This window comes from Bacillus ectoiniformans, assembly GCF_016908875.1.
Classification (GTDB): domain Bacteria; phylum Bacillota; class Bacilli; order Bacillales; family Domibacillaceae; genus Bacillus_BX; species Bacillus_BX ectoiniformans.
Genome location: NZ_JAFBES010000003.1, coordinates 285832 through 307441, shown reverse-complemented (window position 1 = coordinate 307441; position 21610 = coordinate 285832). Strand labels below are relative to the sequence as shown.

The 21610-nt window shown below is 44.2% G+C and carries 12 protein-coding genes; 2 read left to right on the top strand and 10 right to left on the bottom strand.

The genetic code is table 11. The annotated features are described in order from the left end of the window. Window positions 1–34 precede the first annotated feature (34 nt). On the bottom strand, window positions 35–2437 hold the full coding sequence (locus tag JOC78_RS06640; protein WP_204553714.1) for an S-layer homology domain-containing protein: 2403 nt from the start codon (window positions 2435–2437) through the stop codon (window positions 35–37). A gap of 140 nt (window positions 2438–2577) precedes the next feature. After that, on the bottom strand, window positions 2578–6165 hold the full coding sequence (locus JOC78_RS06635; RefSeq protein ID WP_204553713.1) for a S8 family peptidase: 3588 nt from the start codon (window positions 6163–6165) through the stop codon (window positions 2578–2580). A gap of 214 nt (window positions 6166–6379) precedes the next feature. On the opposite strand from JOC78_RS06635, the gene secA2 reads away from it, so the two are divergent. Beyond that, window positions 6380–8740, top strand: coding sequence for an accessory Sec system translocase SecA2 (secA2, locus tag JOC78_RS06630; RefSeq protein ID WP_204553712.1), 2361 nt, complete (start codon window positions 6380–6382; stop codon window positions 8738–8740). A gap of 69 nt (window positions 8741–8809) precedes the next feature. After that, on the top strand, window positions 8810–9688 hold the full coding sequence (locus JOC78_RS06625) for an accessory Sec system S-layer assembly protein (RefSeq protein WP_204553711.1): 879 nt from the start codon (window positions 8810–8812) through the stop codon (window positions 9686–9688). Between the two features lie 341 nt (window positions 9689–10029). Here JOC78_RS06625 and JOC78_RS06620 read toward each other — a convergent pair whose 3' ends face one another. From JOC78_RS06620 to JOC78_RS06585, 8 genes are all read right to left on the bottom strand, one after another. Beyond that, a complete protein-coding gene (locus JOC78_RS06620) occupies window positions 10030–11298 on the bottom strand; it encodes an oligosaccharide repeat unit polymerase (RefSeq protein ID WP_239587032.1) in 1269 nt (422 codons plus the stop codon). Between the two features lie 18 nt (window positions 11299–11316). Then, window positions 11317–12840: a murein biosynthesis integral membrane protein MurJ gene (murJ, locus tag JOC78_RS06615; protein ID WP_204553710.1), complete on the bottom strand. Its 1524-nt coding sequence runs from the start codon at window positions 12838–12840 to the stop codon at window positions 11317–11319. Window position 12841: 1 nt separating this feature from the next. Further along, complete coding sequence (locus tag JOC78_RS06610) at window positions 12842–13552, bottom strand: WecB/TagA/CpsF family glycosyltransferase (RefSeq protein ID WP_204553709.1); 711 nt, start codon at window positions 13550–13552, stop codon at window positions 12842–12844. Window positions 13553–13583: 31 nt separating this feature from the next. Further along, a complete protein-coding gene (locus JOC78_RS06605; RefSeq protein ID WP_204553708.1) occupies window positions 13584–14861 on the bottom strand; it encodes a nucleotide sugar dehydrogenase in 1278 nt (425 codons plus the stop codon). Between the two features lie 105 nt (window positions 14862–14966). Then, window positions 14967–16286 carry a UDP-glucose dehydrogenase family protein gene (locus tag JOC78_RS06600; protein ID WP_275582007.1) on the bottom strand — a complete coding sequence of 440 codons (1320 nt, stop codon included), beginning with the start codon at window positions 16284–16286 and terminating at the stop codon, window positions 14967–14969. Then, window positions 16287–17168, bottom strand: a complete 882-nt coding sequence (gene galU / locus JOC78_RS06595; RefSeq protein WP_204553707.1) for a UTP--glucose-1-phosphate uridylyltransferase GalU — start codon at window positions 17166–17168, stop codon at window positions 16287–16289. Between the two features lie 262 nt (window positions 17169–17430). Next, the gene (locus JOC78_RS06590) at window positions 17431–19083 is read right to left on the bottom strand and encodes a C40 family peptidase (RefSeq protein ID WP_204553706.1); all 1653 of its coding nucleotides are present in this window, start codon (window positions 19081–19083) and stop codon (window positions 17431–17433) included. A gap of 337 nt (window positions 19084–19420) precedes the next feature. Beyond that, window positions 19421–21430, bottom strand: coding sequence for a penicillin-binding transpeptidase domain-containing protein (locus JOC78_RS06585; protein WP_204553705.1), 2010 nt, complete (start codon window positions 21428–21430; stop codon window positions 19421–19423). Between the last annotated feature and the right edge of the window lie 180 nt (window positions 21431–21610).

Genomic DNA, 21610 nt, shown 5'->3' with positions numbered 1-21610 from the left:
GCTTAGAACCAGAGCAGGTTCTAAGCGCTTTTTGTTAGTTTACCTTCTTGATCGTCCGCTCTAGGAACAGGGCGAATTGTGATCGTGTGACCATATCATTTAAACGATACGGGTTAGCAATGGTGATTTGGTTAAAGCTGAGCTGGTTGATCGCTGGGTAGTTCCAGAAACCTTTTGGCACGTCTTGAATGTTAGTTTGGGTTGACGGCTGAGCTAGTTCTTTGCCGTAGGCTCGGATTAAGATGGCTGCCATTTGATTTCTTGATAGAAATTCATTTGGACGCAGGTCGCTGCCTTGGCCGATCAGCCCATGGGCTTCCGCGATTTTCATTTCTTCATAGTTTAAGTCGCCCGGCTTCATGTCTTTTGCCTGCATTTGATAGCCGGCTGGAAGCTTAAGGTCTAAGGCATCGACTAGCAGCTTGGCTGCGTGGCGACGGTATAATTGCTGATTCGGACGGTAAGTACTATCGCCGTAGCCGTTAATGATGTTCTTTATTTGTAGATAAGTGACCGCTCTTTGGACTTCCGGGCGGTCTAAATCCTTCAGCCACGTCACCTTCGAATTTGCAGCTAATCCATTACACGATACATACCCTTTTCCAGTATGGCCACTGACCCCATAGTAGACCGTGTGCACTTTCGGATCGTTTGTTTCTTGTATATCAGTAATCTGATAAGGAGTGAAGCTCAGTACCTTCTCCCCACCTTTGCCAATAGCTGTTTCTAAAACGGTTTCTTTCGAAGTATAAACTGTCTGGTTCTTTTCAAAAGATTGCTTCGTTGGTGTTGCCGTCGGCCATTGGTATTGCATTTGGTTAAATGTTACTTGACCGCTTCCTTCATCAATAGCCGCTTCAATCACTGGTGTCTTTCCTATTGGCAGCTGGCTATGGTTTCTAATAGTCGTAAAGACTGCTTCTTGAAATGGGGTATGTCCTTCTCCTGGAAGATTCGCTCCTTTTACCCCGTCATAGGCCAATATCGCAAAATACCAATCTTCTATTTTATTCATTTCGTGTTTATTTACTTTCGGAAGGTTGGTATTATTCCACTGCTTTACTAAGTAATTGGCCGCTGATTGAATGTTATAATGCACATCTGTTTTTAATCGATTTACATCAAGATTCTGTTCTTTCCAGCCGGGGGCTTCTGGATTAATACCCATCACACCGATGCCACCTTCCGCTGAAAGGACTGCTTTCCCAGTGGTATCCCAATGCTTTAAGCCTGATTTCTGATAGGCGATCGCTTTTAGAATTTCTGCTGGAATCCCGCGGTCATTCGCCGCTTTTGTGATCGCACCTTTGATTTCAGCTGCGGTTTGCGGCATCAGCTTGCTTTTATCCGTGACGACTGAATCAATGGCTGCATAAGGAATATTTAAGAATCCAGATCCTCGGTTATACCCTGTACCGTTGTGCTGAATCGCCTGCAGCTTAATCGCTGGTGAGAATTTCGCATCAAGCATATAGCCGCTCACTTCAAATGGACGGTTGCCGAATGAGATCTTGAAATCTCCTTGTCCCGTCGGCCATTCACCCATCAATGCCGATACCTGCTTGCTGGAGCTGCTTTCCCCTTTCAGGAACAGCTTGCTTGATGCCGGGTATTTCATTGACAAGTCTAAGTCGTAGGTAGAATTGGTGTATTTCTTATAGCCGGTTAAGTAGAGAGAAAGTGGTGCCGGCTGTTTAAACTGACTTCCGAAGTGCGTCGCCCAATAAGAATAGATCGACGGTGTTTCGAATGGCGGCGCTACGTCTGTGTTCATCTGTAAATATTTCGATATGGCAAGCTCTGACCCAAACAACTGCACATAGTCCTCTGCCATCTGCTCCGCCATATTCCATATGTAGTCTCCGGTTGGATTTGTATGGATTTTCGGGTAGCGGGAGAAGCTTCTTGATTTGTAATAATTCGATTGCTTCCAGCTGTCAACATCGAGCTGTTCTTTTTGAACCAGCTGATAATAAGTTAAATGATGTCCATATTCATGAGACATTGTGTAGGCAAGAGAGGGAACGGTCGTGTATTGATTGCCGCCGTACAGATGAATCTTGCGGCCTTTATTATACGTATATTTCCCTTGATTGTACTCATACTCAGCATAGTACATCCCCATGACGCCTTCTCCGCTCGGGTAATCCGGGAAGATCATAATATCCTGCAGGTACGATAGCTCCGACCCATGCTTGTTCTTTAAAAGCTCCTGCTCCAGAAGCTTCAGCTTATCGGTTCCCCATTTCGTACTGTAGCTTTTAAACGTGACACCGCTTGCTCCTTTATAAGAAGCAACGAGTGTGTAGCGGCTCTCAAACTCGCTTTGAGCCTTAAAAGACTTCGTTTCATCTGTCACATGGGCATGAGCTTGTTCAGTGACTCCCCATGATAATAGTAATAAGACCAAAAACATCAGTGCTCGCCAATTATTCATTTCATTCCCCTCTCTTTCTAGCAGCTTCTGTCTATTGTATCAAACTATGAAAATATTTGTTGTTCCCTTCTATATATAGGAGAATAGACTCACAAACTAAAAATACCCGGCACCTAATGAAAAGGAACCGGGCACTTTAATTATTTCACTTTCACTGTATACTCTTTCGTCGAAGCTTTATTGTCTCTTTCTGTTACTTTGATGAAGTACTTGCCTTTTTTCAGCTTCAGGCTGGAAATCACTTCGGTATCGTTCTCTCCGTAGCGGTCAACGCTTACGATGACTTTACCTTTCGCATCCATGACCGTCAATTTGCCGTCTAGGCCTGATTCCATATCTACGCTTAGGCGCATTGCCTGTTCTTTCGCCACGTTTAGGTCAAAGAAGTCGGCATCACCGAAGCTTGCTCCTGCGTTCATGTAGGCTTTACCTACCCATTCAGTGCCTTGCTTCTTCATTGCAATCGGTTTTTTCGGCGTGCCGCTCGACAGCTGTGTCATTTGATCTTCATCTTTTTTATTCAAATCGACGAGCTGAACTTGGTATGGCTGTAATGTCGGCGTGCCAGCCATCATATTGTTGGCAACCACGAAATAGCCTGTTTTCTCCTTGGCTTTAATAGATGTATTGGCGCTCGGAAGGTCTTCATTTAACAAAGCCATTTTAATAATATCCATAAAGTCAGGTCCGAATGTGACGGACTTCATGGCTTCTTTATCGTCAATTCGCATATTGCCGTTTGTATCTTCAATCACCATACCCGTAAGCATTAATGGCGTTTGCAGGTCTGCCGGCAATTGACTCACTTCTTTGCCAAAGGCTTGCGGTTCAACCATTAATCCGTAGACTTGTTCTTTGCCATAATTTTTAAAGTAATAGTAGTCGATATCATCCGCATACGCTAAATAATTCGTATGCTTCATGCCCGGTTTTAACACTTTCGCACGGAGCATTTCGTTCTGATCTTTATCGTCTTCCTTCGGCGCGTCTGTCAGCTTCTTCACTTTCAAGCTGTACGGATCAGCTGCAACATTGCCCATTTCATCCGTTGTGGAGATGACATAAGTTTTGTTGGCTTTCAGCGCGATGGCTGCTTTCGCTTCACCTGCTGCTCCGCCTCCAAGTAAAGAGAAAAGACTAAAGCTTGCTCCAACATCTGCAAGCGGAATCAGTTCTTGCAATTCTTCATCGTATTCAAAGACTGTTCCCATCGGACTCGCGTCGCCATTGCCATTTAAGCTGACTTCAAAAATGGCATTGTTCTGCGGTTTAAATTTGTAATAATCGATGTCGCCCATCATCTGCAGGTAGCCTTCAACATTTTCTCCTTCAGTGATCGTCAGCGCTTTATCCATTACTTCGCTTGCAGTCGCTTCTTTCTGTCCAGATAAAAGACCGGTTAATAGGTCCTGCCAAATATCCTTCCTTGACTGCAGCTGCTCCTGATAGTCTTGTGGCGTAACAGGCGGTGCCATGCCATCACCTACCGGAAAGTCCGGAATGTCATACATCGGCAGCCCATCTTCATCCTCCGGCAGATTCGCTATTTCCGCTTTTAGCTCATATGGATAGGCAGAGCTTGTTGCATACAGTTCATCCATTGCCGGAGTCATGCCGAATAAGAAGGACAGATCCATGCCGAAATCAAACCCAGCCAGGTTATTGTTCGTGACTTCTACTTTGTACGTTAAGCCAGGAACCGCTTGGAAAGATAGCTTTTCTCCTTCACCCGCTCCATTTTTATTACGGACAAACGCTGGACCCATTTCTTCTTCCGGCATTTCAGCAGAAGGATCTTCGGCAGGCTCCTCTGTCTCAGCCGGAACATCTGCAGGCAGTTCTTCTTCATCTTCAACTATGATCGCCGGCTCTTCCATATAGATGCTCATAGCAGAATCTACACCCGGAAGGCCCGAAACAGATAGAGACACGACTTGCGGAGCATCAACTGTAAAGGTGAAAAAGTCAGAGTCTGGCATCTCACCACTTGCGAACAGACGGTGTTCCTTCGTTTTATAAGGAAGTTTATCGATCGCTACAGGCTGCTCGGCTGTTGCTTCGTCTTCTGTTAAGTTCGTGAAGATCTCCGTTTTCAATGTAAATGGAGATTGTCCAGAGACATTGTAGTTACCATTCATGTCTTCTACCGCAATGACAAGCGCGCCATCTTCTACTGCTTCATACAAGTATGCCTCATCCGCCCCCGCTTGCGTACGGTTAATTTTCACCGGCTCCACGTCTTCACTTGCTTCACCGCCCGGATAGAAGTAAAGCTCCATGCCGTAGTCGTATAATTCGCTGCCAGACAGTACCGTTTGCAGAAACTGTCCTTCTTTCAAATCAACTTTATACCACTGTTTCTGTTCAGGCTTCGTTAATGACCCTTTTACCTCTGCTTTTGGCGCAGGCTTTAAGGTCTTCGCTTTCTCCAACTGTTCATTGGCTGCATATTCCTCACGCTTTGGCAGTTTTTTGATATCATATTTTAACGCTGCTTCTGGATTGATTAACCCATTGGCAAATTTCGCGTCATACCCTTTTGCACCTAAGTCGGTTGCTGTGCTTTCCAAAATGGCTTCGATTTCATAGCCTGTTAAATCCGGGTGCTTCGTCTTGATGAGTGAAGCAACGGCTGCTACGACTGGGGAAGCCATGGATGTACCGCTTAGCTTCATGAAAGTAGACCCTTTTCTCGTATTGAAAGCCGAATTGTACACGTTTTCTCCCGGTGCCACTACGTCCACAGACGGACCGTAATTAGAGTAGCTTGATAAGGCTTTCTTTTCATTTGTGGAACCAACACTGATGACGCCACTGTATGCTCCTGGATACGAATAAGCATCCGTTGCTTCATTTCCTGCGGCCGCTACTAAAGTAATGCCTGCTTCTAATGCTTCGTCAATGGCTTCTTGCAAAATTGGGGAGGACATTGAAGAACCGATACTCATATTAATGACATCTGCATTCTTTTGAATCGCGTGTCTGATCCCTTCGGCAATTAAATAGTCATTCGTGAACATGCTGCCGTTAAACACATCAATCGGAAGCAGCTTCGCTTTCGGGTTGATGCCTTTTCCTCCGATGCCGTTATCGGATTTACTGCCAATGATCCCTGCTACATGTGTGCCGTGAAGATCTGCTTTCGCGCCATTCGCCGGACGAACCACATTATATGGCGGAAGCAGCTGACCTTTTAATTCAGAGTGATTAACATCCACTCCCGTATCAATGACTGCTACGGTCACATCATGCTTGCCTGCTAGCTTCATCGCTTTTTCGATTTCTAGCTGCTGCAGATGATACATACTCTCTGATTTCGGGTCTGGAGAAGCCAATGTTTTATATTTCACACTCGGTGTGATCGCAGTGACAGCTTTTTGCTTCTTATAGTAAGCCGCTGTTTCTTTCAATCGATCTTCTGACTTCACTTGCACGACATCATAGCCCAGTGCCGGGTAAGAACGAAGGATTTTCACCCCAGCGCGCTGGTGAACAGGCTTCGCGAGCGGCTTGCTATACTTTATAATCAGCGTATCAGTGCTAAGTCGCTGTTCTTGCTCCTGCTGCTGCATATACTTATTGGTTTGGCGCTCTTGGCTTGATTGTTTAATTTCTTTAACCGCTGCTGTTCCGCCTTCTGCCTGTTCATTTGGAGCTGCCTGAACAATGGCTGGAACCGTCAGCAATGCCGCCGTCGTAAGTGCGGTCGCTTTTTTCATGCGTTTCATTATGTAACCTCCAATATTTTCAATTCCTGCTACTCTACTATAAACGAATCAGAAAGGAAAAAGTTTCATTATTTTAATAAAATAGTAAATGAATTGTCTGCTATTTGAAATTTTTACCTGTTTATAGGTAATTTTTTTTAGCGCATAATGAAAATGGAAAATACCAGTGTTATACTAAAGGATAAGGTACTTTTGAGTGCAAGGAGAGAAAAAGATGATTTCATATATTCAGAAGCTTCTAGGACAAACGGATGAAAAACGCTTAAAGAAATATTGGAAGCTAGTGAACGAAATAAATGCGTTAGAGCCAGTGATGGAAGGATTATCCGATCAGGACCTGCGCGGCAAGACCGCTGAATTTAAAGCAGCGATCGAGAGTGGCCAAAGTGTGTTTGATATTCAAACAGAAGCCTTTGCGGTTGTTCGTGAAACAGCGAAACGTGTACTTGGCATGCGCCACTATGATGTGCAGCTGATTGGCGGACTGGTACTTGCAGAGGGAAATATTGCTGAAATGCCTACGGGAGAAGGAAAAACGCTTGTCGCTTCCCTTCCGAGCTATTTGCGTGCGCTTGAAGGCAAAGGCGTTCACGTCATTACGGTGAATGAATACTTAGCTCGCCGTGATCGGGAGTTAATTGGGCAAATCCACGAGTTCTTGGGGCTGACGGTTAGCTTGAATCTGCCGATGATGGAACCGGGACAAAAGCAGTTCGCTTATCAGGCAGATATCACGTACGGAGTTGGCACCGAGTTCGGATTCGACTTTTTACGGGATAATATGGTCTATGATGATCGCCAGCGCGTGCAACGTCCATACCATTATGCGATCATCGATGAAGTCGACAGCGTGCTCGTCGATGAAGCGAAGACACCCCTGATCATTGCCGGAAAAACAGGCATCAGTATGGAGCTGAGCTATTTATGCGCCCGCATTATTAAAGGCTTTAAGCAAGACGAGCATTTTACCTTCGATGAAGAAACTAAGACAGTCAGTTTCACCGAGGAAGGCATTAATAAAATTGAACAAGGCTTCGGCGTCGACAATCTCTATGAATTAGAGCATCAAACACTCTATCATTATATGATTCAATCACTTCGGGCGCGGATGATGTTTGAGAGAGACGTAGATTATATCGTGAAAGAAGGAAAAGTGCTGCTTGTCGATATGTTCACCGGCCGCCCGATGGAAGGACGGACGCTCAGCAATGGTCTGCACCAGGCGATTGAAGCGAAGGAAGGCTTGGAAGTAACAGAAGAGAATAAGACCCAGGCAGCAATTACAATTCAGAACTACTTCCGGATGTACCCTACCCTTTCTGGTATGACAGGAACAGCGAAAACGGAAGAAAAAGAATTCCAGGAAATCTACGGCATGAACGTTGTACAAATTCCGACGAACCGCCCGATTCAGCGAATTGATCTGCCTGACCGCGTCTTCCGTACGACTGAGGAAAAATATACGGCTGTCGCTAATAAGGTGAAAGAATTGCATGCTGCCGGACGCCCGGTATTAATCGGGACCACCTCTATTCTGCAGTCAGAGAAAGTGGCTGACTTTTTAAAGAAAGAAAAGCTGTCATTTGAATTGTTAAATGCGAAAAGCATCGAGCAGGAAGTTCGCTTGATCTCACTTGCCGGACAGAAAGGTCAAATTACGGTTGCTACGAATATGGCTGGCCGCGGAACTGACATTATGCTTGGTGAAGGCGTTAGTGAACTCGGCGGTTTATACGTCGTCGGTACCGAGCGCCATGAATCGCGCCGAATCGACAATCAGCTGAAAGGCCGCTCTGGACGCCAAGGCGATCCAGGTATGACGGAGTTCTTCATTTCATTAGAGGATGATATGTTCCGACGCTTTGCCCGCGAAGAAGTCGATAAGCTGTCTGCCTCTGTGAAGACAGACTCGATTGGCGAAGTGAAGAAGAAGAATATTCACGAATTCGTTGACCGTGTACAGCGCCAAGTCGAAGGCTCGAGCTTCTCGATCCGCGAATACAACTTAAAGCTGGATGATGTATTGAATGTTCAGCGAAACACAATTTATGATTTGCGCAATCGCCTGTTAAGCCAACAAGAAGTGTTGCCGATTGCCAAAACGATGGTCGAATCTTATGTCAAAGAAGTGATTGAGCGTTATACACCAGAAGACCTGAAGGATTCTGAGTGGGATCTTGGAAAGCTCGAGAATAAGTTAAACCGGGTGTTGCCGAGCGGAGAGATCTCTCTGTCGAATGAGGATTTTGGACGGAAAGACATTCAGCAGCTTGCTGAAGAGCTGAAAGTGCCTTATTTAGAGGAACTGGATAGCATGGTGGATGATGAAACGAAGCATCAAAGTATTCGCCGCTTCTTAATTGCCCTTCTCGATCAGCATTGGCTCTCTCATATTGATGCGATGGAACGTTTAAAAGAAGGCGTGGGACTTCGCAGCTACAGCCAAGAAGATCCGATGCGTCAGTATCAGCGGGAAGCACTGGAACTATTCAGCCTAATGTATTATGAGTTAGAACAAGACGTGAGCCGCGAATTGGCGAAATTGTTTACTGCGATTAAAGAAAAAAATAAGTAAGGGACCGCAAGAAGCCATCTGCTCCATCTTTGCAGGTGGTGTGCTCCCCTCTTTGAAAGGCGGAACAGTATGTTTAATCTATTCAATCGAAAAAAAGGAAAAGCCGGAAAAGACAGTCACATTTCTTCGAAAGAACTAACAGGTGAAGAAACAGCGGGTTCGGAAGCTAGTGTGCAGACGGCTATTTCTTATCATCCCGATGTGGAGATTGGTTCTGAAGAAAAGTATTACTTTCAGTTTCTTAATAATGAATTAGAGCCGCTGAAGCCGAACCAAATTTCTCTTGCCGGCATTGAACTGCGTGCCGATGAAGATAAGGTGGAAGTCACCGCTTTTGTTCGCAACAGCTTAGCGAAAGGAATTAAGCTTCAGGAAACGCCGCTATTATTATTAGGTCCAGATGGTATAAAGCTTGCCCGTAGAACGTTTGATTTGAGTCAAATTGGAGAAATTCCAGCCGAAAGCAGCCGCCCTTGGGCATTTGTGTTTGCTAAAGAAGACTTGTTTGCGACCGAGTTTCCGCAAACGGGCTGGACACTAGCTTTCGAATTAAAGAAGCCGCACGCATTGGATTTAGATGAGTCTTGGGAAAAGAGTTTACAAGCCGCGGGCCAGGAAAAATTACAGCAGCTGATTCGCGACATCGAACCGCCAAAACCAGGTGAAGTGAATTTTATGGGGCTTCAAGCTGTGAAGCAAGAAGATGGCAATCTTCACATCACGATGCTGATCCGCAACGGCAGCGACAAGAACATTACGCTTCAGCAGCTTCCTTTGATCGTTGAAGATGCCTCTCAAGAAGTGATCGCGAAAGGCGGTTTCAAGCTAGATAACTTAGAAGTGAAATCGAATACAAGCAAACCTTGGACGTTTATCTTCCCAGCAGAAATGATCACGAAAGAAGACATTGATCTTAGCCGCTGGAAAGCGTACCCGCCGCAAAATTAAATAAAAAAGGCTGACTCACCGGCTCGCATGGATGCGGCAGGATGAGTCAGCTTTTTTTGGGGTGGTGTTTAGGTATTGATTTTAATAAAATATATTTTTCCTTTTAACTAATACATAATATTAGCGAGATTAAATTAGATTTTCGCCATGTATAGCGGAGGCTTACTTTATCGCATTAACGCAGCGGGGGTCTGACCCCAAAAGCAAAAAAAGAGAAAGACACCGGCTGCCGGCGTCTTTCATGGGCTTTTTCCAACCAAATTATCATGTATAAATAAGAGGAAATAACTATCTCTACATGATTATTTTACCATCTTATCTAGTATTGTACAATTAGTTTTTCAACTATATTTTACTTCTTTCTCGATGCTGGTCGAGGCGATCGCGTAAGCAATCATCAATAGGAACACAAGATCGAGTAATCCCGTGTGCATGGATATCGTAAATATTGTGGTTACGAACGCATAGCCTACTGTTTGATACGATTTAATTCCGGTATTCTTCACTTGGTTATACAGCATGGAAACCATTAATCCATATAGGAAGAAACCAATGACGATCGCTATATATCCAGCCTCAGCATACAATTGGCCAAGGAATGTCGGCGTAGTTGTACGGCCTGGACGGGTAATGTATTTTCCTTCTTCGGTACTGATGGAATTCACCATTTCAGTCACCATCATTCGCGGCGAAATTTGTTCTCCCGGCATGACTGTAGAGAAGATTCCCTTATGAAGCTCACCATATAAGTAACCATGTTCATCAGTATATTCCATAATCTTGCTTAACACGATATGACCAGTAACACTTTCACTATTCAGCGCGCGAATCCATTTCGGTGTTTCATTCACTTTGCGCTGGATCGCTAAATTGTCATTCTCTTTCTTCTCTTCTAACTCAACTTTCGGGCCTTCCCGCTTGTTGAACTCCTTCGTCGTATCCTCTGTCAAAATACGCATGAAGCCAAACATTGAAAACAGGATGCCGATAATCACCAAGAAGCCGATAAACCACGTTAATTTAATTCGTTTAATAATATAGTGGAACACGATAAATGAAGTGAAGAACATCACGATAATCGGCGTACGGTAGCCCATTAAGACGAATAACCCTAGGACTCCGACTAAAATTCCGCCGTACGTCAGCTTCTTCTTCGTTGTTAGTTCCTTTTGCTTTAAAATATGGTGGCATAGCAGGAACAAGACCGCATACCATAAGAATGAACTTAGGAAATTCAGCTTTGGATCTAAATTTCGGCGAACCGACTCATCAGAAATTCCGACTTGGCCGGTAAATAGCATGATCGCATAGGCAACCAAGCCAATCGCACCTAATAAATATAAGAAAATGATCGTTTTCCCTTTTAAAAAGGAAAGTCCAAATGACGGGAACATCCAATTCTTCTTATCTGCAAGATACACCGCTCCATAATAAGCTGCCAGCCCGACAAACACCGGCAGAATAATGCTTTTCTGCACGTTAAAATAATCAAAGCGATAGAAGTCAAATAGACTCGTGAAGAAATAGATGATTAAGATAAACGGCATAAAAAAGTAAGGCGAAAAGGTATCAATACGATTTACTTTACCTAACATTTGTTTCATATTCATGAAGTAGAAGTTCCTCTCTTAAGAAGAAGTTTCTTTCCCTCCCCTTCTTAGCATTTCTTTCATTGATGTGCTTCTCGTTAAGAACAAGGCGACAAAATAGGCACCTGCTCCAATGGCTACCATGATGGCTAAATAAATCACGTCATGGAGCTCAGCAACCGGTAAATAACGGTCGATTGCTATTAGCAGAGCCGCCATGGCTGAAGTGGCAAGAATAATTTTTACATACTCGCTGCCGATATGACGAAGCGAAAAGCCGCCCATTAATTTATACAGCGTCGTAAATGTAATAATCGAATAGATCATCCCGACTAAGGAAGCTGATAACGCTAAGCCTTCGGGACCCATCCATTTAGACAAGATCCAGTTAGAAATAATATTGATGACCACAGACAACAGACCGATCCGCATCATTAAGTGGCCTTTATCAAGTGTATAAAACCCTTTGGCAATGACAGCCTGAATACTGTAAAAGAGAACCGACCCCATATAAAAAGCCGCAAACAGCGTCGTTTGGGCTGTCGCTTCCGCAGTAAAGGCACCGCGCTCATAGGCTAATCGGACAATCGGCTCCATTAACAGCAACATGCCAATTACAGTCGGGGCTAAAAATAAGAACATATAGTTTAAGCCTTTTTCAATTCCCCGCTTAAATAGGGCATCGTTTTGGTCCGATTTCGCCTGCGCTAGAATCGGAAAGATAATCGTCGCAATCGTGACCCCAAAAATTGCCTGGGGAATATTCACAAGCCGGAAAGCGTAGTTTAATCCAGAAGCGACCCCTTCTCCAAGCCTTGAAGCAAACAACATATTGACCATTAGATTGATCTGGCCAACCGCAATGGTCAGTCCCACCGGCCAAAAGATGGCGTAAAACTGGCGGACTTCCTGCTTGTCCATTTTCTGCTTCCAGTTGAGGAATCGGTTCGGCTTCATGACAAACAGCTTTAATAAGAACGACAGGAACGTACCGACTAAATAACCGATTGGCAGGCCATAAATGCCTAATGAATCATGAAAAAGAATCGCAAACCCAATCGTGCTGAGAACGACAATGGTTTGTGAAAATACGGAGAACGAGAATTTCTTGCGCGCGTCAAAGTATCCTTCATAGACCGCATTCACACCGACAAGCGCCAGTGAGAAGAAGTACAGCACGGCTGTCCAGGTGGCAATCTCCATTCCGTGTTCATACTTGGCAAACTCCGGATATAAAAACCGGACGAGCAATGGCGAGATGGCTGCTCCAATGAAAGAGACGATCAAAGCAATCCAAAACGTGCCTTTTACGATATTCGTTAAATGACTGAAGCCTTTTCCCTCGCGTTCAAATTTATAATAGCTCGGCAAAAAGGCTTCTTTCATTCCTGTCAGTAAAAATAGTACCAGTGCATTCGGAATCGTCATTGCGACGAAGTAGACGTCGGCTTCATATGACTTTCCGAATAAACCCGCAATGACCATTTCACGAATCATGCTTGAAAACTTAAGAAAAACAGTGGAAACCAAAAGCAAAAGGCTCGCTATTTTCAATTTACTCATCTTACTTGCCCTTCATCGCTTTGATTAAGAACATCGGTAAAATGACTTGTCTTTTCCACCGCCAAGGTTCTTTCAGCAACCGGTACAGCCACTCCATCCCAAAGCGTTGGAAAAGAGCCGGTGCACGCTTGATTCTGCCGGAAATAACATCGAAAGATCCTCCGACACCTTGATACACTTTCGGTGCCAGGTGCGGCATATGGTTCACAATCCAATATTCCTGAGCAGGGCTTCCAAGCGCCACAAAGATAATGTCCGGATTCGCCTCATTAATCGTTTGCTTAATGACTGCTTCATCTTTCTCATAACCATTTAGCGTTCCTGCAACTAAAAGACGCGGAAACATTTCCTCAAGCTTCACTTTCGCTTCATCTGCAATGCCCGGTTTAGCCCCGTAGAGAAATACGGATTTGCCCAGCTGTTCTGCTTCACGGCAAAGGGTCATCATCATATCAATGCCTGTGACCCGCTCACGAATATTGCCGCCTTTTAACCGTGAAGCAATTAAGACGCCGACACCATCCGGGATTTGATAATCCGCTTTGTTTAAAAGCTTATGAAGATCTCTGTCTTCTTGAGCTTTCATAATTTTCTCCGGATTAATCGCCACGATAAATGACTTTTTATTCTCGTCGATTCGCTTAAAAATCGAATCCGTAATTTCCTTATACGTCATACTGCAAATATCAATTCCTAAGAAATTTTCCTTCATCTCATCACCTATTCTGTGAGATCCATCTTATTTATATGTTTTTCGAGTCACCGAGTACAAGAACTTCAAATCCAGCTTGCTCCCACTTGCTTCTTGGCAAGCAGTTCTTCGTGTCGATCACGATTTTTGAGCGAACGGAGTCTTTCAATTCCTCAGGGTTCAACTCTTTAAAATTCTGATGGTCTGTCAGCACTAAAATTATATCTGCATGAGATACCGCTTCGTTCAGCTCTTGTGTCTGATGTGGCAGTTTATTTTCTTTAATGTGCGGATCATAAACGGTTAGATCCACATTCATTTGTTTTAAGTTTTCAATGACTTCAAGCGATGGACTTTCGCGCATATCATCAATATTGGCTTTAAACGCTAATCCGAAGACAGCGACACGTCCATGCTGAATTCCTCGCTCTTGCAATGTCTTTTGAACCTTTTCGGCTGTATAGCCTGGCATAGAGTCATTGATTTGGCGAGCTAAATGTACAAGCTTGGCTGTTTCTGGCTGCTGCTCCACTAAGAACCACGGATCAACCGCGATACAGTGGCCGCCAACACCTGGACCTGGGAAGTGAATATTCACACGTGGGTGGAAGTTCGCTAAATGAATAGCTTCCCACGCATTGACACCGATATTTTCACTGATTTTCGCCAATTCATTAGCAAACGCGATGTTGATATCGCGGTAGGTGTTTTCAATTACTTTAACCAATTCCGCTGTTGTCGCGTCTGTTAAATGAATGGTGCCTTTAACAAATACTTCATATAACTCTTTCGTCATTTGAGAAGAAGCTTCGTTAATCCCGCCGACAATACGGTCATTGTTAACCAATTCTTCAAATACACGGCCTGGAATGACTCGCTCTGGTGAATGGGAAATAAACAGTTCTTCTCCAATTGTTAAGCCTGTTTTTTCAAGTACTGGAATCATCACATCTTCGACTGTACGCGGAGGCACAGTTGATTCTAAAATGACGAGACTGCCTTTTTTCACAAATGGCGCTATCGCTTCTGTCGCTTGACGCACATACGAAAGATTGGCCGTTTTATCTTCATTGATCGGTGACGGAACAGCAACGATGAATACATCTGCTTCCACCGGTTCTGTCGATGCTTGGAATAACCCTTGGTCTACCGCTTTCGTCAGCTGCTCTTCCAGCCCATTTTCCTCAATGTGAAGCTGTTTATTATTAATCATTTCAACTGCTCGCTTATTCACGTCCACACCGTGCACCTGCATGCCGTGGTTCGCAAACATAACGGCTGTAGGCAATCCAATATAACCTAACCCTACAACACAAATTTTCTTAGACATAGTTGACTCTTCCTTTCAACAGGTTAAAAAGTTAACCACCTGATTATTATAACGGACTTTCTCTCTCGGTGATAGCGGTCTTCCGCCCTTTGGTTGTTCCTTATATTAACAGTGCTGGCTTGATTTGATCATCTGGCGTCCGATCGATAGATAGTTAATCCCAGATGCCGCTGCTTCTTCAAGCGAATAACAGTTGCGCCCATCTACTATATTCGGCACCGTCATTTTGGTGCGGTAACTTTCAAGAGGAATCGATTTAATTTCTTCCCACTCGGTTACAATAAAAGCAACGTCTTTATCTTGTAAACATGCCTCTGCAGAAGAGGCATAGTTAATTTTATTTCCATAAATGGTTTCGACGTTTTTCATCGCAATTGGATCGTAGACCTCTACTTCCGCTCCTGCAAGCAGCAATTCATTTAATAGCTCAATGGAAGGGGCTTCGCGGATATCATCGGTATTTGGCTTGAATGACAGTCCTAAGATGGCCGCTTTTTTCCCGGTCATTTCCGGATAAAACTCTCTAGCCTTTTCGAAAAGCTTTAGCTTCTGACGGCTGTTCACATCAATGACAGCTGATAATATTTTGAAATCATAATGATAGTCACCCGCAAGTTTCTGCAAAGCTTTTGTATCTTTTGGAAAACAAGAACCGCCAAATCCAATCCCTGCTCTTAAGAACTGTTCGCCAATCCGCTTATCCATGCCCATTCCCTTAGCGACATCTGCCACATTAGCTCCTGTCGCTTCACAAAGGTTAGCCACTTCATTGATGAAGCTGATCTTTGTCGCTAGAAATGCGTTTGATGCGTATTTAATCATTTCGGCACTTCTGACATCGGTTCGAACAACGGGAATATTAAATGGCTGGTAAATTTTCTCTACCAGGTCTCCTGCTAGTTGATCATTAGCACCAATCACAATCCGGTCTCCATTAAAGGAATCATGAATCGCTGAACCTTCTCGAAGAAATTCAGGGTTAGATACTACGGAAATCCGATGGCCGCTATGTTCAAAGATCAAATCTTCGATGCGTTCATTGACGCCTACAGGCACTGTGCTTTTAATGACCACTGTGCTGTCTGGTTTAATATGGCTGGCAATGGTCATCGCAGCTTCTTCTACAAACTGCATATTGGCCGAACCGTCTTCACTTTCGGGTGTTCCTACCGCAATAAAAATGCAATCTGCTTCTTTATAGGCTTCCCCTGGATCTGTAGTAAAAAACAGACGTGATTCTTCCATATTTTTTTTAATAATATCTTCAACGCCCGGTTCATAAATGGGCGACTTTCCTTCTGAAAGAAGCGAAATTTTCTCTTCCTGAATGTCATAGCAAATAACTGTATGGCCGACTTCCGCCAGACATACACCCGTTACTAGCCCAACATATCCGGTGCCAGCAATCGCAAGTTTCATTTTCATTTATCCCTTCTCTGCTCTAAGCAAATCTTCTAGGTATGTTAATAAGTCCTCGCGTAAATCCTGTCTTTTTAATCCTAATTCAATCGTTGCTTTAATAAATCCCAGTTTATCTCCGACGTCATAACGGTTGCCTTCAAAATAGTAAGCCAAGACGTCTTGAGTGTCGGTCAGTTTTCGAATCGCATCGGTCAGCTGGATTTCTCCCCCTGCTCCTGGGGCAATATTTTCAAGCAAATCAAATATTTGCGGCTGAAGAATATACCGTCCCATGATCGCATAGTTCGAAGGAGCTTCCTCCTGTAAGGGCTTCTCAACGACACTTTTAATCCGAAACAGATTCTCAGATAACTGCCGATCCTTTTCGATGATGCCGTATTTGGATACGTCATGAAAGGGCACCTGCTGAACCCCAAGAATCGATGTCCCAGGGTGCTGTTCGTACATATGTACGAGTTGTTCAAGACACGGGACTTCGGCTTCCACGATGTCATCACCAAGCATCACCGCAAAGGGTTCATTGCCTATAAAGCTTTTCGCACAGTGGATGGCGTGCCCCAGTCCTTTCGGCTCTTTTTGGCGAATGTAATGGATATTGGCCAAGTTTGAGATATCTTGAATGATCTCTAACCATTCCCATTTTTCTTTTTTCGCAAGAGTTTCTTCAAGCTCATACGATTTATCGAAATGATCTTCAATCGCTCGCTTGCCTCTTCCGCTGATAATGATAATATCTTCAATTCCCGATTGAACAGCTTCTTCTACAATATATTGAATTGTCGGCTTATCGACAATCGGAAGCATTTCTTTAGGCTGGGCTTTCGTCGCAGGCAGAAACCGCGTGCCAAGACCAGCAGCAGGAATTATTGCTTTCTTGATGGCCAAATCCTGCACCTCCAATATCTCTCACAATAAACTACTATATTATAACTCAAATATCCATTGTACAACATTGACACCTATTGAAAAACCAATAATTTTTATGCATCAGAAAAATATGGCAGGAAGCGGAGCATTTTGTTTGAAGGCTGGTTTAATGAAAAAGGAAATAGGGTAGAGAAAATAAAAATATCCGCACGGCCTTTTGCCGCACGGATGCTAAAATTAAAAAGGTCCAATTGTTCATTTTCACTAATAAATAAATTCATTAATAAAATCGTTTATAGCCGACAAAGCGCTGTTTAAAATATGGATTATCCAAGCTTGTGATGGTAATGCCTTGTGAAGAACTTGCTTGGATAAATTGATTAGCGCCAAGGTAAATCCCCATATGAGATATCCCTTTTTTGTACGTATTTTCGAAGAAGACAAGATCCCCAGGCACAGGGTTATTCACGTAGAACGAACGGCTGTAGAAGCCTTCTGAGTTTGTTCTCGGCATTTTCTTGCCAGCTTGGTTAAAAACGTAGTAAATATAGCCGCTGCAGTCGAATCCGCTCGGCACGGCTCCGCCCCATACATAAGGCGTGCCCATATGAGACTTTGCTTCACTAATTAGTTTCGCCACAGAGAATGATGTACTTGGCGCTGGCTTATTGCTCGGCACTTCAATGGACGGAGTAGAAACAGACGGACTTGTCCCTTGGATTTTCAGCTTTTGCCCAACAAAAATTGTGTCGCTTGAGAGATTGTTTAACTGCTTGAGCGCCGTAACCGTTATTTTATGCTTGGATGCGATTAGACCTAGGCTGTCCCCACTTTTTACAACATAAGTGCCGTTTGATGCTACTGGCTGAGGTGCTGGTGTGGGTGAAGTATTTGGCTGCGGACGGCTTGGTGCTGACGCACTTCCGCTGACTTTTAACTTTTGTCCGACAAAGATCGTATCGCCTGATAATCCGTTCAATTGTTTTAACGCTGCGATGGTCATTTTATGCTTAGAAGCGATTAGACCTAGACTGTCTCCGCTTACCACTGTGTATGTACCGTTTGATGGTGACGGTGCTGGCGCGGCAGGAGGCTTTGGAGCTGGGGCTGTGGTCGCCGGAGCTTTGCCGCTTACTTTTAATTTTTGGCCGACAAAAATCGTGTCATTGGTTAATCCGTTTAATTGTTTTAAAGCGGTGACGGTCACTTTATATTTAGACGCAATTAAACCTAGGCTATCTCCGCTCACTACTGTGTACGTGCCGGTCGCTGGCGGCGCAGCTGGTTGTGGCGCTGGCGCAGCAGGCGGCTTTGGAGCTGGGGCTGTGACTGCCGGAGCTTTGCCGCTTATTTTTAATTTTTGACCCACAAAAATGGCATCGCTAGTAAGACCGTTTAGCTGCTTTAGCTGTGCTACACTCATTTTATGCTTAGCCGCAATGATGCTTAAGTTATCACCGCTCACTACTTTATACGAACCGGTTGCTCGTGAAACGGGAACCGTTTTCGATGGCGTGGTTGGCACGGACACTTTTGCCCCTGATAACTTTAGTTTTTGGCCGACCATCAGTGCATCCGATGAAAGTTGATTCCATTGCTTAATTTGGGCAACAGACACTCGGAATTGACGGGAAATCTTCGAAAGAGTATCACCCGCTTTTACAGAGTAAACGGTTGAACTTGCCGTCATCACCGATTCTGATGAACTCGAGTGAACGCTTCCATTTAACTGCAGTACTTGGTTCGGATAAATCGTTGTTCCTTGCAGCTCATTCAACGCTTGAAGAACGGTTGGAGATGTCTTGTACTTGACCGCAATACTATGCAAGGTTTCACCAGGTTTCACCGTATGATTGGCTGCCGCTTCTGCCGTCATCGCAGCACCTGTCGAAAGAATGGCTGCCGCTGTAAACGTAACTAATGTCTTTTTCATCGCAATTACTCCTTTTCCCCCATTAGATTGTGAACCGTTTCACTTTTTATATAGTTTATATCGCCCTGTCTTTTTATCTATGAAGAGATATAGATAAGTAAAAATTGTCAAATTTATGTCTTGATTGTACTAACCCTTATACACACTAGGTTAGTCCTATGGTTCTGCTCTGTTAGTTTCTACACCCCGCCAATGATCACCTTTAAAAAAACTCTAAAAAATACATAATTTCTAAATAATAGTAATATACTCCTTGTTTTCCTTCTTTAAATTGTCATTTTTATAAGCAAAAAGCCGCCCAGCACCTATATAGGCTGGACGGCTTTTTTTTATGGACTTAAGGGCTGACTTCATTCCACTCTTTAAAGATGGCTTTTCCGGCTTTCACCGCGACTTTGCTTCCCCCTTTTTCTCTGACATCTTCAAACATGAGAGCCAGGACAAACTGAGGGTTTTTTTGGTCATAAGCAACGAATAACCCGTTTTCTTTTCCTTTCGTTCCTTGCGTTGATTTCAATTCGGCTGTACCCGTTTTTCCGGCAATCTCCATTCCAGGCAGATCTGCGTCTTTGGCTGTCCCTTTTTGAACAACCAATCGTAAATTTTGCTGTAGCAGCTGCGCCCCTTTTTCAGAAAGCAACCCTTCTTTCCATGTTGCCTTTTCATCTTCTGCATATAGGAGCGGCTTCATCATCGTTCCATTGTTAACGATCGCGCTGTATGCGGAGGCCAGGTGAAGCATGCTGTTTAACACTTCTCCCTGTCCGTAGCCGGTATCACTCAAGAGGGCCGTTTTATTTAAATCGCCGCTGTTGGAAATTTGAGAAGACCGGATCGGATACTCAAACGGCAGCTTATCCGCGTAACCGAATGCTTTTAGTCCTGTCGTGATGCGGTCCTTGCCTGCTTCTAATGCCGTTTGGGCAAAATATATATTGTCGGAATGAATGAGGGCTTCTTGTAAATTCACCGGCTCGCCAATATCTTTTACCCGTGTGACTTTATAGCTCCCCCAAGATGAATCCTTTTGCCACTGCAGTCCGGTAATCTCTCTTTCATTTTTCGGATTGAGTGTTCCCGCTTTCAGAGCAATGCCTGCTATGATCGGTTTAATCGTTGAACCTGGAGAATAGGCGGCCGCAAAGCGGTTGAGCAGCGGTTGCTGCGGGTCGTTCTGCAAGGCTGTGTAGCGGCCGGTGCTGACTCCAAGCACAAATTCATTCGGATCAAATCCCGGAGAACTGGCAAGAGCCAGCACTTCACCTGTCTTCGGGTGGATAGCTGCGGCAGTCCCTGGTTCATTATTTAATTGGTTATAAATCACCTTCTGCAATTCAGCGTCTATGGCGACTTTGATGTCCTCACCGTTTTTGGCCGGTGTTTTAGCTAAGGTCACTGGTTCCGCCTTTTGCTTTTCAATATAGATTTCTTTGCCGTCTTTCTCTCGAAGTTTTTCTTCTAGCAGCTGTTCTAGACCGCGTTTGCCCACTTGATCATCTGCGTTGTAGCCTTTATTCTTTAACTCTTTTAATTCTTCAGCGGTGATGTCTCCGATAAAGCCTGTTAAGTGCGCAAGAGCTTGTTTGTACGGATATTCCCGCATCGCTTGTTCTTGTAGGGTAACCCCTTGCATACCACGAAGCTGATTGATGAGGCTGTCATTATATAATGAAACTTTCTTCAAAGGGACAAACTGCCCCGGTTGTACCCAGCTTTGCTGCAGTTGCTCCTCGATAAAATCTGATGAAAGATCGAGAAGGGATGCGACTTCTTTTTTCTTCGCTTCATCTGCTTCTCCCGCAATTAATCCTGCCTCATATCCGCGTCCATTGATCGCTAACGAATTGCCATTGCGGTCGAAAATTTGGCCTCGCTCTCCAGGAATGGTGCGAATCCGGACTTTATCTCCTTTTTCAAGCTTCGGAAAGATGTAGGTAGAGTTCCAATTTACGAACCAATTATCGCCTTCTTCTCTTTCTTCAAGCTTTAGCTGCACCTTTTTTTCAAAAGAAATCGGTCCAGCGAGGGTATCCATCGTCACTTTGATAGGAAGGGAGACCTCTTTTTTGTCTTTCCAGTCGGTTTCTTCTTTTGAAAGCGAAGTAATCTTCAGGTTCTTCACTTCCAGATCGCTGTAGATCGTCTCGTAGCGTTCGGCAAATTCTTTTTGTTTCACTGTTTTTTTGGCAGAAGACGCTAGATAATCTTTGTACATCGGTTCAAACTTCTGTTCATTCCAAAGCTTGACGTATTCATTTAATCGCTCTTCAGGCGCTGGCACTTTATTGCAGCCAGCAAGCGCCGCTATAAGAAACAGCATTCCCGCAAGCAAATATATTTTCTTCATCCAATCCCCCCGGTGTGTGTTTTCCCAAGAAACGTTAATAGATTCATAGATTTTGGCCGACATTTCCAATTAACACCGACCATTATCACTATCCCTATGGTTTATTATAACAAGTTTGCCTCGAGAAGGGAAAAAAGGGGTCAGTCCCTCGGCGCTTTAACGCGCTGAGGGACTGACCCC